Genomic DNA, 15,137 nt, shown 5'->3' with positions numbered 1-15,137 from the left:
CCGCGTGCTCTCGGTCGCCGTCCTCATCTCTGGCACCGGTTCGAATCTCCGCGCCCTCCTCGAAGCCGCGAGCGAACCCGGATTCCCCGCTCGGATCGTCGCCGTCGGCGCCGACCGCGACGCGGCGGGCCTCGCCCACGCCGAGGAGTTCGGCATCCCGACCTTCACGGTCCCGTATCGCGACCATCCGTCGCGCGAGGCCTGGGGCGCCGCGCTGGCCGAGGAGCTGCGCCGCATCGGCGCGGATCTCATCGTGCTGAGCGGCCTCATGCGCCTGCTGCCCTCCGCGCTCGTCGACGAGTTCGCGCCGCGCATGATCAACACGCACCCCGCCTTCCTCCCCGAGTTCCCGGGGGCGCACGGCGTGCGCGACGCGCTCGCCGCGGGCGTCGAGGAGACCGGGGCGAGCGTCATCATCGTCGACAACGGCGTGGACAGCGGGCCGATCCTCGCGCAGGAGCGCGTGCCCGTGCTCCCGGGCGACGACGAGGCCGCGCTGCACGAGCGCATCAAGCCCGTCGAGCGCCGCCTGCTCATCGACGTCGTCCGCGGGATCGCCGCGGGCGAGATCGATCTCGAGAACCCCTCGCGCTGACCCGAACCCCGAACCCCGACAAGGAGTCCTCATGGCCGGCCCCCGCCACGACCACTCGCTCTACCGCGACCGCGATGTCGTCCCGATCCGGCGCGCGCTCGTGTCGGTCAGCGACAAGACCGATCTCCTGAAGCTCGCCGAGGCGCTCGCGGCCGCGGGCGTCGAGATCGTCTCGACGGGCTCGACCGCGTCGACCATCCGCGACGCGGGCTTCGACGTGACCGACGTCGCGAGCGTGACGGGCTTCCCCGAGTCGCTCGACGGACGCGTGAAGACGCTGCACCCGGGCGTGCACGCGGGCCTCCTCGCCGACCTCCGCCTCGAGCACCACGAGCAGCAGCTCGGCGATCTCGGCATCTCGCCGTTCGAGCTCGTCGTGGTGAACCTCTACCCGTTCGTGGAGACCGTCCGCTCGGGCGCCGCGGGCGACGACGTCGTCGAGCAGATCGACATCGGAGGGCCCGCGATGGTCCGCGCGTCGGCGAAGAACTTCGCGAACGTCGCGATCGTCGTCTCGCCGGAGTCGTACCCGGCGATCATCGACGCGGTCGCCGCGGGCGGCACGACGCTCGGACAGCGCCGGGAGCTCGCGGCGCGCGCCTTCGCGCACACCGCCGGCTACGACGCCGCCGTGGCGGCATGGTTCGCCGAGGGCACGCTCGGCGAGGGCGCCGACCTGCCGGAGCACCTCACGATCAAGGCCGAGAAGCTCGGCGACCTGCGCTACGGCGAGAACTCCCACCAGCGCGCCGCCATCTACTCGCGCGTGGACGGCCACGGGATCGCGCAGGCGACGCAGCTCCAGGGCAAGGAGATGTCGTACAACAACTACGTCGACGCCGATGCCGCCCTCCGCGCCGCGTACGACTACGTGAACCCCGCGGTCGCGATCATCAAGCACGCGAACCCGTGCGGCATCGCGCTGTCGGCGCCGAACGCGCTCGACCCGATCGCGAGCGCCCACCTGCGCGCGCACGAGTGCGACCCGCTCTCGGCGTTCGGCGGCGTCATCGCCGCGAACCGACCGGTCACGCTCAAGATGGCCGAGAACCTCCGCGACATCTTCACGGAGGTCATCGTCGCGCCCGACTTCGAGCCCGCCGCGCTCGAGGTGTTCAAGACGAAGAAGAACCTGCGCCTCCTCAAGCTGCCCGCCGACTGGCGCCAGGAGACGATGGACGTGCGCCTCGTCTCGGGCGGCCTGCTCCTGCAGGACTCCGACCGGTTCCCCGACGACATCCAGTCCGTCGCGCAGAGCTGGCAGCTCGTGTCGGGCGAGCGCCCGTCCGACGAGGAGATGAGCGACTTCATCTTCGCGTGGAAGACGTGCCGCGCCGTGAAGTCGAACGCGATCGTGCTCGCCAAGGACGCCGCGACGGTCGGCGTGGGCATGGGCCAGGTCAACCGGGTGGACTCGTGCAAGCTCGCCGTCGAGCGCGCGGGCGGGCGCGCGGCGGGATCGATCGCCGCGTCGGACGCGTTCTTCCCGTTCTCGGACGGACCCGAGGTGCTCATCAACGCGGGTGTGCGCGCGATCATCCAGCCCGGAGGCTCGGTGCGCGACGACGAGACGATCGAGCTCGCCCGCGCCAACGGCGTGACGATGTTCTTTACCGGCGAGCGTCACTTCTTCCACTGACACGCGGCTTCCGGCCCTAGCGAGCCGACCTCGGCACCATCCCGAGGTCGGCTCGCGCCGTTCTCGCCGTCCCCACCGCCGTGTCCGAAAACCGCCAGCCCGCGCCCTCGGAGCGTGACAGGCTGGAGCCATGACGACGCGCATGACCTTCGACGAGCGGTACCGCGCGATCTCGTCGCGCGACACCCGCTTCGACGGCCAGTTCGTCACCGCCGTCCGCTCGACCGGGATCTACTGCCGGCCGAGCTGCCCCGCGCGGACGCCGAAGCCGGCGAACGTCACCTTCTTCGCGACGAGCGCCGCCGCGCACGAGGCCGGCTACCGCGCGTGCAAGCGCTGCCTCCCGGAGGCGGCGCCCGGATCGCCGGACTGGAATCTGCGGGGCGACGTCGTCGCCCGAGCGATGCGCCTCATCGCCGACGGCGTCGTCGAGCGCGAGGGCGTCACGGGCCTCGCGGGGCGGCTCGGGTACTCGTCGCGCCACCTGTCGCGGCTGCTCGCCGACGAGCTGGGCGCCGGCCCGCTCGCGCTCGCACGCGCCCAGCGCGCCCACACCGCGCGGCTGCTGCTCGTCGGCACCGATCTGCCGGCCGCCGACGTCGCCTTCTCCGCGGGGTTCGCGAGCGTGCGCCAGTTCAACGAGACCGTGCGCGAGGTGTTCGGGCTGACGCCGACCGAGCTGCGCGCGACGCGGCGCGGTCGCACGGCCTCGGCCGGCATCTCGCTCGCCCTGCCGGTCCGCGAGCCCTTCGACCACGCCGGGCTGTTCGCCTGGATGTCCGTGCGCGCGCTCCCCGGCGTCGAGGCTGGCGACGAGGCGTCGTTCGCGCGCACCGTGCGCCTGCCCGCCGGGGCCGGATGGTTCCGGCTGCGCCTCGACGGTCGCCTGCGGCTCGACGCGCAGCTGCAGAGCCTCGCGGACCTCGCGACGCTCGTCGCCCGCGTGCGGCGTCTGTTCGACCTCGACGCGGACCCGCTCGCGATCGATGCGGCGCTCGGCGCGCACCCCGAGCTCGCGGGGCTCGTGGCGGCGACCCCGGGCATCCGCCTGCCCGGCGCCGCCGACCCGCACGAGATGCTCATCCGCGCGATGATCGGCCAGCAGATCTCCGTGTCGGCCGCGCGCACCCATCTCACGCGTCTCGTCGAGGCGCTCGGCGAGGACGTCGAGATCGCGGGGGAGCGGCGGCGCCTCTTCCCGCGGATGGCGACGATCGCGGAGCGCGGAGCCGACGTGCTCCGCGGCCCCGCGGCCCGCATCCGCGCGATCACCGAGGCGGCTGCCGCGCTCGCGTCGGGCGGTCTCGCCCTCAGCGCGGGCGATGACGCCCACGCCCAGCGGGAGCGCCTCCTCGCGCTGCGGGGCGTGGGGGAGTGGACGGCCGACTACGTGCGGATGCGCGTGCTCGGCGACTCCGACATCATCCTGCCCGGCGACGTCGCGCTCCGCGCGGGTGCGGCCGCCGCGGGACTGCCCGCCGCACCGCGCGAGCTCGTCGCGTGGGCGGCGCGCGTCGCGCCCTGGCGCTCCTACCTCTCGATGCACCTGTGGCGCGCGGCCCTCGCCGCGCAGTCCGCCCGATCCCGCAAGGAGACCCCGTCATGACCGCTCGCCTCCAGACCGTCGCGACGCCCGACGGCCCGTTCACCCTGATCGCCGACGCCGACGGCGCCGTGCTCGCCTCGGGTTGGACGCCGGACGCCTCGCTCGTGCTCGCGCGCATCCACCCGCGCCTGCGCCCCGCCGAGCTGCGGGAGGAGCCCACCGCGGCGGGCGACGCCGTCGCCGCGTACTACGAGGGCGACCTCGCGGCCATCCGCGCGGTGGCCGTGCGGCAGCAGGGCACCGTGCTCCAGCAGGCGGGCTGGGCGGCGCTGCGCGACATCGCGCCCGGGGAGCCGCTCACGTACACGGGCTTCGCCGCGGCGCTCGGCTCGCCGCGCGCCGTGCGGGCCGCCGCGTCGATCTGCGCGCGGAACGCCCCCGCGCTGTTCGTCCCGTGTCACCGGGTGCTCCGCGGCGACGGCTCCATGGGCGGCTTCGCGTGGGGCGTCGACGTCAAGCGGTCGCTCCTCGCGCGCGAGCGCGCGGGCGCCGCTGCGGGCGCACCCGCAGCCGATGTCGAAGCGTTACCCGTGCCGTGACGGGCGTCGGCGGCGCCGCGTAGCGTGGCGGTCATGGGCTCCGAGATCCTCATCACCCCCGACGAGCTGGCCGAGCTGACCGCGCGCGACGAGCGCGTCCGCATCCTCGATGTGCGCTGGCGCCTCGACCGGCCGGACGGTCGCCCCGAGTACCTCGAGGGGCACATCCCCGGCGCGGTCTACGTCGATCTCGAGAGCGAGCTGTCGGGGCACGGAGCGGCGTCCGACGGACGCCACCCTCTGCCCGACACCCCCGCACTCGAGCGGGCCGCCCGACGCTGGGGGCTGGACGACGGCGACACGGTCGTCGTGTACGACGATCTCAAGTCGCTGTCCGCGGCGCGTGCGTGGTGGCTGCTGACCGACGCGGGCGTGCAGGACGTGCGGATCCTCGACGGCGCCCTGCGCGGGTGGGTCGCGTCGGGTCACGCGCTCGAGCGCGGCGACGTCGTGGCCGCTCCCGGCTCGATCACGCTCACGGCGGGGCGGCTGCCGCAGCTCTCGATCGATGCGGCCGCCGTGCTCGCGCGCGATGGCGTGCTCATCGACGTGCGCGCGCCCGAGCGCTACCGGGGCGAGGTCGAGCCGATCGACCCGCGCGCGGGGCACGTGCCGGGCGCGCGGAACCTGTTCGCGGGGTCCTGGAGCGCATGGAGCAACACCGCGCGCCCCGTCGCGATCGGTTCCGATCGATTTGGCGGGGAAGACGCGAAATCCCTTTCCTGAACGCCGAGGTGTGGATAGGCTGAAAGGCTGACCCCCGCTCGGGTGGTCGGAAAGCCATCTCCCGGCCCGCTCTCCCGCGGGCCCCTCGAGGATCATGTCTCGCCCCACCACATCTCCCCAGAATCCGTCGACCCTCCGCTCCCTCCTCCGTCTCCTCCCGTTCGCGAAGCCGGTTCTCCCGCGCCTCGTGCTCGGCGGGCTCAGCGCGCTCACCGCGGCGGTGCTGGCCCTGCTCATCCCGATCGTGCTCGAGTGGGTCGTCGGCGGCCCGATCGCCTCCGGCGTCGTCTCCGCGATCGTCTGGGGCGCCGTCGCCGTGCTCGCGCTCGGCCTCGCCGAGGCCGCTATGGTGTGGCTGCGCCGGTGGTTCATCCTCGGCCCGGCCACGAGCGTCGAGTACGACATCCGCACGCGCTTCTACAACCGCCTCCAGCGTCTCCCCGTCGAGTTCCACGACCGCTGGCAGGGCGGCCAGCTCCTGAGCCGCATGATGCAGGACATCGGCCTCATCCGACGCTGGATGGCGTTCGGCCTCGTCATGCTCGTCGTGAACGTCCTCACCATCCTCATCGGCGCCGTGCTGCTGTTCCAGTGGCACTGGGCGCTCGCGGTCGTGTTCATCGCGTCGGGTGTGCCGGTGTGGTACCAGGGGTTCCGGTTCGAGCAGACCTACGGCGTGCTCAGCCGGCAGAGCCAGGACCAGCAGGGCGACCTCGCCACGAGCGTCGAGGAGAGCGTGCACGGCATCCGCGTGCTCAAGGCCTTCGGCCGCGGGCCGCACGCCCTGCGCCGCTTCACGCGCCAGGCGGAGAACCTCCGCGAGACCGAGATGCGCAAGGCCGGGGCGATCGCGCGCATCGACTTCTGGCTCGTCGCGGCGCCCGAGCTCGCCTTCGCGATCTCGCTCGTGCTCGGCATCTGGCTGGCCTCGACGGATCAGATCTCGGTCTCGCAGCTGTTCGCGTACTTCGCGATGGCGACCGTGCTGCGCTGGCCGCTCGAGTCGATCGGCTTCCTCTTCTCGTTCCTCCTCGACGCGCGCACCGCGGCGGATCGCGTGTTCGAGGTGTTCGACGCGGTCGACACGATCGCCGATCCCGATGCGCCGACGACTCTCGCCGACCCCCAAGGCGCCCTCGTATTCGAGGACGCGCACTTCCGCTACCAGGACGCGGGGGCCGACGAGCCCGACCTGCTGAACGGCATCGACCTCGCGCTGCGGCCGGGGGAGACCATGGCGCTCGTCGGGCTCACCGGCTCGGGGAAGACGACGCTCACGACGCTGCCGACGCGGCTCTACGACGTCACCGGCGGCCGGGTCACGCTCGACGGCGTCGATGTGCGCGACCTCTCGCTCGTCGAGCTGCGCACGCACATCGCGACCGCGTTCGAAGACGCGACGCTCTTCTCGGCATCGGTGCGCGAGAACGTCCTCCTCGGGCGCGACGACCTCGACATCCACTCGCCCGAGGCCGACCGCGTCCTCCAGGAGGCGCTCGACGTCGCGCAGGCGGAGTTCGTGGCGCACCTGCCAGAGGGGGCAGAGACGATGATCGGCGAGGAGGGCATGAGCCTGTCGGGCGGCCAGCGGCAGCGCCTCGCGCTCGCGCGCGCCGTCGCCGCGCGCCCGACCGTCATCGTCATGGACGACCCCCTGTCGGCGCTCGACGTCGACACGGAGGAGCGCGTGCAGGTGGGCCTGCGCCGTGTGCTCCAGGGCACGACGGCGCTCATCGTCGCGCACCGTCCGTCGACGGTCGCGCTCGCCGACCGCGTCGCCCTGCTCGAGGGCGGGCGCATCACCGCGGTCGGCGCCCACACCGAGCTCATGGCGACGTCCGCGCACTACCGCAGCGTCATCTCGAGCTTCGAGAAGGAGGACTCGGAGGACAGCGCGCGGCGCATGGATCCCGAGCACGGATTCGACGTCGTCACCGGCGCCATCCCGATCGTCGGGGGCGCCGCGGGCGAGCACGACCAGAACGACGAGGGGGCGCTCCGATGAGCAGCACGGTCCACGGCACAGCGGGAGAGGACCGCTCCGAGTTCACGCGCGAGGAGAACCGCGCAATCCGTCGGCGCTCGTGGCGGCTCCTGCTGTCGCTGCTCGCGCCGCTGAAGTGGCAGGTCGTGCTCGTCGCGTCCGTCGTCGTCGCGCAGACGGGAGTGCGCGTGCTCGGCCCGGCGCTCATCGGCCTCGGCATCGACAGCGCGCTGCCCGCCGTGCTGGACCGCGCCGACTGGGGCCCGGCGTGGTTCGTGGGCACGGCCTACATCGTCACGGCGCTCGGCGGGGCGGCGCTGCTCGCCTGGTACGACATGCTCGCCGCCCGGGTGACCCAGAACGTACTGCTCGACCTGCGCACGCGGGTCTTCCGGCACACCCAGCGCCTGAGCCTCGAGTTCCACGAGACCTACACGTCGGGCCGCATCATCTCCCGGCAGACGAGCGACCTCGACACGATCCGCGAGCTGCTGAACGGCGGGCTCAACCAGCTCGTGCACGGCGTCCTCTACGGGGCGTTCACGTTCATCGCCCTCGCGCTCGTCGACTGGCGGTCGTCGCTCGTGCTCGTCGCGGCGTTCGTCCCGCTCGCGCTGCTCATGCGCTGGTTCTACGTGAACTCGCAGCGCGCGTACCGCGTCTCGCGGGTCGTCAGCGCGAAGCTCATCGTCAAGTTCGTCGAGACGATGACCGGCATCCGGGCCGGCAAGGCCTTCCGCACCGAGCCGCGCAACGAGGTGGAGTTCGGCGGCCTCGCGAAGGAGTACCGCGAGGTCAACATGCGCTCGATCCGCCTGTTCGGCACGTTCGAGCCCGGGCTCATGGCGATCTCGGCGTGCGCCATCGGCGCGGTCGTCCTGTGGGGCGGGGTGCGCGTGACGACCGGCGAGTTCACGGCGGGCCTGCTGCTGAGCGCGGTGCTCTACGTGCGCAACTTCTTCAGCCCGCTGCAGGAGGTCGCGATGTTCCTGAACTCGTTCCAGGCGGCATCCGCGGCGCTCGAGAAGGTCTCGGGCGTGCTGGAGGAGGAGCTGACGGTCCCCGACCCGGTGCGTCCGGTCCGACTCGAGGAGGCGCGGGGCCACCTCCGCTTCGACCGCGTGGCGTTCGGCTACGCGAGCGGGCGGACCATCCTGCCCTCGTTCGACCTCGACATCCCCGCCGGGCAGACCGTCGCGCTTGTCGGGACGACCGGCGCCGGCAAGTCGACCCTCGCGAAGCTGCTGTCGCGCTTCTACGACCCGACCGCGGGCAGCGTGACGCTCGACGGGATCGATCTGCGCGAGCTCGACGGGCGCGACCTGCGCCGCGCGATCGTCATGGTGACGCAGGAGGCGTACCTCTTCAGCGGCACGGTCGCCGACAACATCGCGCTCGGGCGGCCCGACGCGACGCTCGACGAGATCAAGGAGGCGGCGCGGGCCGTGGGCGCCGACGCGTTCATCGAGACGCTCCCCGACGGCTACGACACCGACGTCAACAAGCGCGGCGGGCGCGTGTCGGCCGGGCAGCGCCAGCTCATCTCGTTCGCGCGCGCCTTCCTCGCCGACCCGGCCGTGCTCATCCTCGACGAGGCGACGGCGTCTCTCGACATCCCGTCGGAGCGGATGATCCAGGACGCGCTGCAGACGCTGCTCGCCGACCGGACGGCGATCATCATCGCGCACCGGCTGTCGACGGTCGCGATCGCCGATCGCGTGCTCGTCATGGAGCAGGGCCGCATCGTCGAGGACGACACCCCCGACGCCCTCATCGCCGGCACGGGCCGCTTCGCGCAGCTCCATGCCGCGTGGAAGGGCTCGCTCGTCTGACGCGGGTCTGCGCGAAAGGGAATCGCCCCGGACGGATGTCCGGGGCGATTCTCATGAGGAGGGCGACGGGGTCTCGATGGGGGAGGGGTATTCGAGGCCCCGCCGCCGGCCAGGTGTCGGCACCGCGGCGGGTGACGCGGTGCTGAGGTTCTCGGGTTCGTCCGCGGCAGGGCCGCGGGGCGCCTAGAGGCGGATCTCTGCGATCACTTCACCGTACTCGGTCTCGCCCACGGGCGTGAAGCCGACACGGTGGAAGAACGCCTCGGGGCCGCCTTCGCCCGCCTCGTAGATCACGTTGAGGCGGTCGAACTCGCGCTTGCGGGCCTCGTCGAGGAGACCCTCGACCGCGAACCGCCCCACGCCGCGGCCCTGGTCGTCGGCGTCGACGTTGATGCGCCACAGCACCGACTGGAAGTACTCGGGCTTGGCGTCGCGGTCGAAGTTGGCGCTGACGAAGCCGACCACGTCGGAGTCGTCGAGCACCACGCGCTGCCAGGTCGTCTTCGGGTTGAGGACGGAGGCGGCGATGCCGTAGGAGACGGGCGCGAGGAACTGCTCCTGTCCCGGCTTGAGCGACAGGTTGTTCACCTGGACGATGGTGTCGGCCGAGAGCTCGACGAGGCGCAGTTCGGTCATATCGACAGGCTAGCGCGCAATCAGGCGTGCACCCACACCTCGGTGCCCGTCTGCGCGAAGTAGTACACGCGCTCGGCGGCGGCGATCGTCATGTTCACGCAGCCGTGGCTCATGTACGCGCCGGCCCCGAAGTTGCTGTGCCAGTAGGTGCCGTGGAAGCCCTGGTCGCCGTTGAAGTAGGTGACCCAGGGGACGTCGGCCGTGCAGTAGTCGAAGCTGCCGCCGGGCACGTAATTGCCCTCGGCGTCGCACGAGCCCATGTCCTGGATGGTGAGCTGCCCGTAGACCGTGAACCGGCCCTCCTGGGTGTCGTGCCCGGGCTTGCCCAGCGCGATCGCGTAGGTGTCGACGACCTTGTCGTTCTCGTAGAGGATGGTCGTCCCGGCGCTCTTGTCGACCTCGATCCAGCGGTGGAGGAGCGTCGTCTCGAACGGGATCTCCTTGACCGGCAGCTGGTACACGCCGTTGCCGCCGGCGAGCTGCTCGGCGAACTTCTCCGCGATGCCGTCGGTCGACTCGAGGCCCCAGCCGTTCTGGCCCTCCTGGATCGTGCGGAGGTGGTCTCCCGCGGAGTTCGTGACGATCTCCTCGTTCACGACCTCGCGGTTCACCTTCTCGGGCAGAGAGGCGACCGTGTCGGCGACGGCGGCCGCGACCGCCTGCTGGTCCACGGAGAGAGAGAGCTCCTCGCCCTCGCTGCTCACCTGCACCCACGAGGCCGCCTGCGCGGGGTCGATGCCGACGACCTTCTCGTCCTCGACGTAGAAGCCCGCATCGTGGATGAGCCCGTTCAGGGCCTCGGCCTGGGCCTGCGCCTCGGCGGTCGTGATGTCGGCCTCGACCTCGCTGGCCTGCGCCTCGACCGAGACGTCGCCGCCCGCGCTGAGCGCGCGCGAGATGTCGGCCGCGAGCGCGTCCACGTCGATCCCGGAGCCCGCCTTCGCGTCCACGACCGAGTAGGTGCCGGCGCCCTCGTCGTACGTGACCTCGGCGTTCACGGGCGCGGTGAAGATGCCGGGGATCTCGGCCTCGACGGCCGCGAGCGCGGTGTCGACGTCGACGGCCACGTCGACCGGGACGGCGCCGGGGTTCCAGGCGCCCACGTTCCAGAGCGGATGGTCGCCGAACGCCTTCTCGGCGACCGCCTGCGCGTCGACGGAGGCGCCGAGCTCCGCGCCCGTGAAGGTCGCCTCGCCCGCCGCGGTCGTGATCGTGACCTCGGTGTCGGCGATGCCCGCGGCGATCGCCTCGCTGGCCGCGCCAGGGGTCTGCCAGCCGATGTCGGCGCCGGCGGCTTCCACCCCGGGGGCGATGAGGATGGCCGAGCACGCACCCGCGCCCGCGAGCAGCAGGGCGGCGGGGATGCCGATCCAGAGGCCGAGGCGGCGCTTGCGCGGCTCGGGCTCCGCGGGCGCCCACTCGACGGGTGCGGCAGCGGCCGCGGCGGCGTCGCCGGCGTCGTCTGCCCCCGGTGCGGGCTTGGTCGCGAGATCGGTCATCTTCCTACCCCCAGATGCGCGCCGATGTGCACGGCGTGGTCCGAATCTTCATCGTAAGGGCGAGAACCCTACCTCAGGGCACATCGGAATCACGATGTGGGCACGATCGCGCCGACCCGGATACCGTCATCCTCCCAGCGACTCACCAGCTCCGCGAGGCGTGCGCGGTACGCCGGCCAGGTCCGCTCGGGATCGCGCGCCGTCGACCACGCGATCTCCGCGGCCGACGCGATGCGGGGGAAGACCAGCCGCTCGATGTCCTGCCGGTCGCGCACGGTCTCCGTCCACAGGGGCGCCTCCACGCCGCGGATGGCGCGGGCGGGCAGACCGGGCACGACGTCGTCGGGCTCCCACCGGTACGAGCGCTCGATGCTCGTGGGGCCGTTGGCCCACGTGAGCCCGATCGGGGTGCGCTCGTCGTACTTCATGTCGAGATAGACCGCGTCGGCGGGCGAGAGGATGAGGCCGCCGCGGTCGGCGAAGGCGTGCGCCTTCGCGTCGTGTCCGTCCGTCGGCACGAGGAAGCCCCAGTACTGCCCGATCGCGTCGTCCGGAAGCGGAGCGCTCGCCGCCTCGTGCCACGCGATGGGCGTCTTGCCGGCGTCGGCGACGATGCGCGCCGCGCGCGCGGTGAGGGCCGCGTAGTCCTCCGGCGCCGTCCCGAGGGCCTCGTCTCCGCCGATGTGGACGAACGGGCCCGGCGTGATCGCGCAGAGCTCGCCGAGCACGTCGACGAGGAACGCGTCGACCTCGGCGTCGAGCGGCCGCAGGGAGGAGAACCCGACCGCGAGGCCCGTGTACGGGACGCCCGGCTCGGGGAGCGAGCCGCCGAGCCGACGCGTGGTCTCCCGGACGTCGTCGCTCACGACGGGCGGCGCCATGAGCTCGGGATGCGCGAGCCCGACCGCGTGGGTGTGTCCGGGGAGGTCGATCTCGGGCACGACCGTCACGTGGCGTGCCGCGGCGTGGGCGAGGATCGCCTGCCAGTCGTCCTGCGTGTAGAACCCGCCCGCGTCGCCTCCCGTCGCGGTCGCGGAGCCGCGTGCGACGAGGTCGGGCCGTGACCGCAGGGCGATCCGCCATCCCTGATCGTCGGTCAGATGGAGGTGGAGGTGGTTGAGCTTCAGCTCGGCGAGCCGGTCGATGAACCAGGCGACGGTCGGCACGGGATGGAAGTGACGCGCGACATCGAGCATGGCTCCGCGGTAGGGGAAGCGCGGGGCGTCCTCGATCTCGACGGCGCGGATGACCCAGCTCCCCGTGTCGTCGCACTCGACGAGCTGGGCGAGCGTGGCCGCGGCGTAGGCGGCGCCCGCCGCGTCGCTCGAGCGCACGGCGATGCCGTCCGCGTCGACGCGGAGCGCGTAGCCCTCCCGCGGGATGGTCGGATCGTCGGCGTGCCGGATGGCGGAGCGCGCGCGGGTGATCGCCTCGCCCCGCGTCCGTGCCGCGAGCTGCAGGGGAGACCCGGGGCCCGGCGTCACACGTCGCGGCCAGGGGGTGAGCGGGAGCGGCATGAGGGGACGGTAGCAGGGAGCCGCGCTCCCGCGTGCGTGGCGTAACGAATATGTAAACTTCCCTGCGTAAATCGATCGCAGGGCTTGCGCCGCCTCGTATTCGTAAATACAACTTACAAATATGAGCGAGCAGCAGACCGTCCCCGCACCGCGCCGCGCCGTCCGCGCGAAGGTGCTGCCCGAGCACGCGCGGGCGCACAACCGCGCGCTCGTCCTGCAGGCGCTCTTCCACGAGGGGGCGATGAGCCGCGCGGATCTCGCGCGCGCCACGGGCCTCACGCGCGTCACGACGTCCGACCTCGCGGGTGAGCTCATCGGCGAGGGCGTCGTCGTCGAGCAGGGCGTGCAGACGCGGACGGGCCCCGGCAAGCCGGCCACGCTCGTCGACATCGACCGCGAGGGCCTGCAGATCGTCGCGATCGACCTCTCCGCCGCCGACGAGTACCGCGGGGCCCTCCTCGACCTCACGGGCGCCGTCGTCGCGCGCGCCGCCGTGCCGCGACCGGCCGACGGCGAGGCCGACGCCGCGCGCGCGGCCGTGCTCGAGCTCGCGTCGGCGGTGGCGCGCGAGGCGACCTCCCGCCTTCTCGGCGTCGGCGTGGGCGCCCCGGGCGTCATCACGTCGGACGGCGTCGTGCTGACGGCGCCGAACGTCGGCTGGGCGGGCATGCCCCTGCGCGCGCTGCTCGCCGAGGAGCTCGGCATCCCCGTCGTCGTCGCGAACGATGCGAACGCCGCCGCGCTCGCCGAGTACACCCTGGGCGGCGCGAGCGACGACCTCATGCTCGTGCGGATCGGCCGCGGTGTCGGCTCGGGGCTGCTCGTGCGCGGCGAGCTGACGCGCGGGAGCCGGGACGCCGCCGGCGAGATCGGGCACGTCACGGTGGGCACCGACGGCGGCCCGCGCTGCGCATGCGGACGCGACGGCTGCCTCGAGGCGTGGCTCGCCGTGCCGGCGCTGCAGGCCCGCATCGCCGAGGGCGACCGCGACAGCGTGCTGCGGGACGCGGGGGAGCGGCTCGGCATCGCGCTCGCGCCCGTCGTCGGCACCCTCGACATCGACGACATCGTCCTGTCGGGGCCGGTCGACCTCCTCGACGGCCCGCTGCGCGACGCGGCGGTCGAGACCCTGCGCGCGCGCACACTCGAGCCCTTCACGACGCACGCGCGCGTGCGCCTGTCCGCCCAGGGCGACGACGTCGTGCTGCGCGGCGCCTTCGCCATGGTCCTGGATGCCCGACTCGGCATCCGCTGACCCCCACCCCACCCATCCGAGTGAAGGAAACACCCCCATGAACAGGAAGCTCATCGGCGCGAGCGCCGTCCTCGGCGCCCTCGCCCTCGCGGGCTGCTCCGGCAATGCCGCCGGAGGCGACGCGGCCGACGGCGGCGCAGCCGACGGCGCGGAGCTGCGCGTCTGGCTCGTCGGCGAGGACACGCCACAGGAGGCGCGCGACTACCTCGTCGAGACGTTCGAGGCCGAGAACGAGGGCGCGACCCTCGTCATCGAGGAGCAGCAGTGGACCGGCATCGTCGACCTGCTCACCACCGCCATGTCGGGCTCCGACAGCCCCGACATCGTCGAGATGGGCAACACGCAGGCCGCGGCGTTCACGTCGGCCGGCGCGTTCGTCGATCTCACCGACATGTACGAGGAGCTCGGCGGCGACGACCTGCTGCCCGGCTTCGTCGAGGCCGGCTCGTTCGACGGCGCGTTCTACGCGGCGCCGTACTACTCGGGCTCGCGCGTCGTTTTCTACAACACGTCCATCTTCGAGGAGGCGGGCATCGAGGTGCCGACCACGCTCGACGAGTACGTCGCGGCGGCTGAGCGGCTCGCCGAGACGACGGGCGTCTCGGGCGTCTGGTACCCCGGAAAGGACTGGTACAACGCGCTCCCGTTCATCTGGGAGAACGGCGGCGAGATCGCCGTGCTCGAGGGAGAGCAGTGGGACGCGCAGCTCTCGAGCCCCGAGTCCATCGCGGGCCTCGAGCAGGTGCAGGCGCTCATGGCGACGTCGCAGGCGCCGAAGGACGGCGACGAGACCGACGCCTGGGTGCCGTTCCGCGAGGAGCAGGCCGCCATGCTGTCGGCGCCGAGCTGGGCCTACTGGTCGATCGTGGCCGACGAGGATCAGGCGGAGACGGCGCTCGCGGACTCCCTCGGCTCGTTCGCGCTGCCCGGCAAGGACGGCGGAGCGGCCCAGGTCTTCGCGGGCGGGTCGAACATCGCGATCCCCGCGGCCTCCGACAACCAGGAGCTCGCGAAGAGCGCGCTGCGGATCATGCTCAGCGAGGAGTACCAGTCGATCCTCGCGGAGGCGGGCCTCGTGCCGGCTCTGCAGTCGCTCGGGGGCGATGTCGCGGCCGCGACGCCCGAGCTCGCCGCCGTGATCGCGGAGGCCGCGGCGAACGCGAAGCTCACCCCGGCCTCGCCCAAGTGGGCCGACGTCGAGGCCGCGCAGCTGCTGCAGGACTTCTTCGTCCAGATCGCGAGCGGCGGCGACATCCCGTCGCTCGCGGAGGAGCTCGACGCCGACATCGAGGCCATCCTCAACGGCTGA

The 15,137-nt window shown here is 72.7% G+C and carries 12 protein-coding genes; 9 read left to right on the top strand and 3 right to left on the bottom strand.

Annotation, left to right across the window (positions count from 1 at the left end; all coding sequences use genetic code 11):
* Positions 1-4 precede the first annotated feature (4 nt).
* The 7 genes from purN (at position 5) to M1D46_RS14835 (ending at position 8,921) form a co-directional block, all read left to right on the top strand.
* Complete coding sequence (gene purN, locus M1D46_RS14865; protein ID WP_271174525.1) at positions 5-595, top strand: phosphoribosylglycinamide formyltransferase; 591 nt, start codon at positions 5-7, stop codon at positions 593-595.
* A 31-nt stretch (positions 596-626) separates the two neighbouring features.
* The gene (gene purH, locus M1D46_RS14860) at positions 627-2,234 is read left to right on the top strand and encodes a bifunctional phosphoribosylaminoimidazolecarboxamide formyltransferase/IMP cyclohydrolase (RefSeq protein ID WP_271174524.1); all 1,608 of its coding nucleotides are present in this window, start codon (positions 627-629) and stop codon (positions 2,232-2,234) included.
* 130 nt (positions 2,235-2,364) lie between these two features.
* Complete coding sequence (locus tag M1D46_RS14855) at positions 2,365-3,840, top strand: AlkA N-terminal domain-containing protein (protein WP_456285947.1); 1,476 nt, start codon at positions 2,365-2,367, stop codon at positions 3,838-3,840.
* Positions 3,837-4,379 carry a methylated-DNA--[protein]-cysteine S-methyltransferase gene (locus M1D46_RS14850; RefSeq protein ID WP_456285946.1) on the top strand — a complete coding sequence of 181 codons (543 nt, stop codon included), beginning with the start codon at positions 3,837-3,839 and terminating at the stop codon, positions 4,377-4,379. Before M1D46_RS14855 ends, M1D46_RS14850 begins: the two co-directional genes overlap by 4 nt.
* A gap of 33 nt (positions 4,380-4,412) precedes the next feature.
* A complete protein-coding gene (locus M1D46_RS14845) occupies positions 4,413-5,105 on the top strand; it encodes a sulfurtransferase (protein ID WP_456285945.1) in 693 nt (230 codons plus the stop codon).
* A gap of 94 nt (positions 5,106-5,199) precedes the next feature.
* The gene (locus tag M1D46_RS14840) at positions 5,200-7,110 is read left to right on the top strand and encodes an ABC transporter ATP-binding protein (protein ID WP_456285944.1); all 1,911 of its coding nucleotides are present in this window, start codon (positions 5,200-5,202) and stop codon (positions 7,108-7,110) included.
* On the top strand, positions 7,107-8,921 hold the full coding sequence (locus tag M1D46_RS14835; protein ID WP_456285943.1) for an ABC transporter ATP-binding protein: 1,815 nt from the start codon (positions 7,107-7,109) through the stop codon (positions 8,919-8,921). Before M1D46_RS14840 ends, M1D46_RS14835 begins: the two co-directional genes overlap by 4 nt.
* A gap of 183 nt (positions 8,922-9,104) precedes the next feature.
* Here the strand turns inward: M1D46_RS14835 and M1D46_RS14830 are convergent, their stop codons facing one another.
* The 3 genes from M1D46_RS14830 to M1D46_RS14820 all read right to left on the bottom strand — a co-directional run bounded on the left by M1D46_RS14830 (position 9,105) and on the right by M1D46_RS14820 (position 12,573).
* Positions 9,105-9,557: a GNAT family N-acetyltransferase gene (locus tag M1D46_RS14830; RefSeq protein WP_271174518.1), complete on the bottom strand. Its 453-nt coding sequence runs from the start codon at positions 9,555-9,557 to the stop codon at positions 9,105-9,107.
* A 20-nt stretch (positions 9,558-9,577) separates the two neighbouring features.
* A complete protein-coding gene (locus M1D46_RS14825; protein ID WP_456285942.1) occupies positions 9,578-11,056 on the bottom strand; it encodes a L,D-transpeptidase family protein in 1,479 nt (492 codons plus the stop codon).
* Between the two features lie 89 nt (positions 11,057-11,145).
* The gene (locus M1D46_RS14820; RefSeq protein WP_456285941.1) at positions 11,146-12,573 is read right to left on the bottom strand and encodes a family 20 glycosylhydrolase; all 1,428 of its coding nucleotides are present in this window, start codon (positions 12,571-12,573) and stop codon (positions 11,146-11,148) included.
* Positions 12,574-12,694: 121 nt separating this feature from the next.
* On the opposite strand from M1D46_RS14820, the gene M1D46_RS14815 reads away from it, so the two are divergent.
* Together M1D46_RS14815 and M1D46_RS14810 are read left to right on the top strand one after the other, a co-directional pair.
* A complete protein-coding gene (locus tag M1D46_RS14815) occupies positions 12,695-13,828 on the top strand; it encodes an ROK family transcriptional regulator (protein WP_456285940.1) in 1,134 nt (377 codons plus the stop codon).
* Between the two features lie 37 nt (positions 13,829-13,865).
* Entirely contained in the window at positions 13,866-15,137 is a 1,272-nt protein-coding gene (locus tag M1D46_RS14810; protein WP_456285939.1) for an extracellular solute-binding protein, read from the top strand.

It is taken from the genome of Microbacterium sp. JZ70, from assembly GCF_053903225.1.
This window is presented reverse-complemented; position numbering and strand designations above follow the sequence as displayed.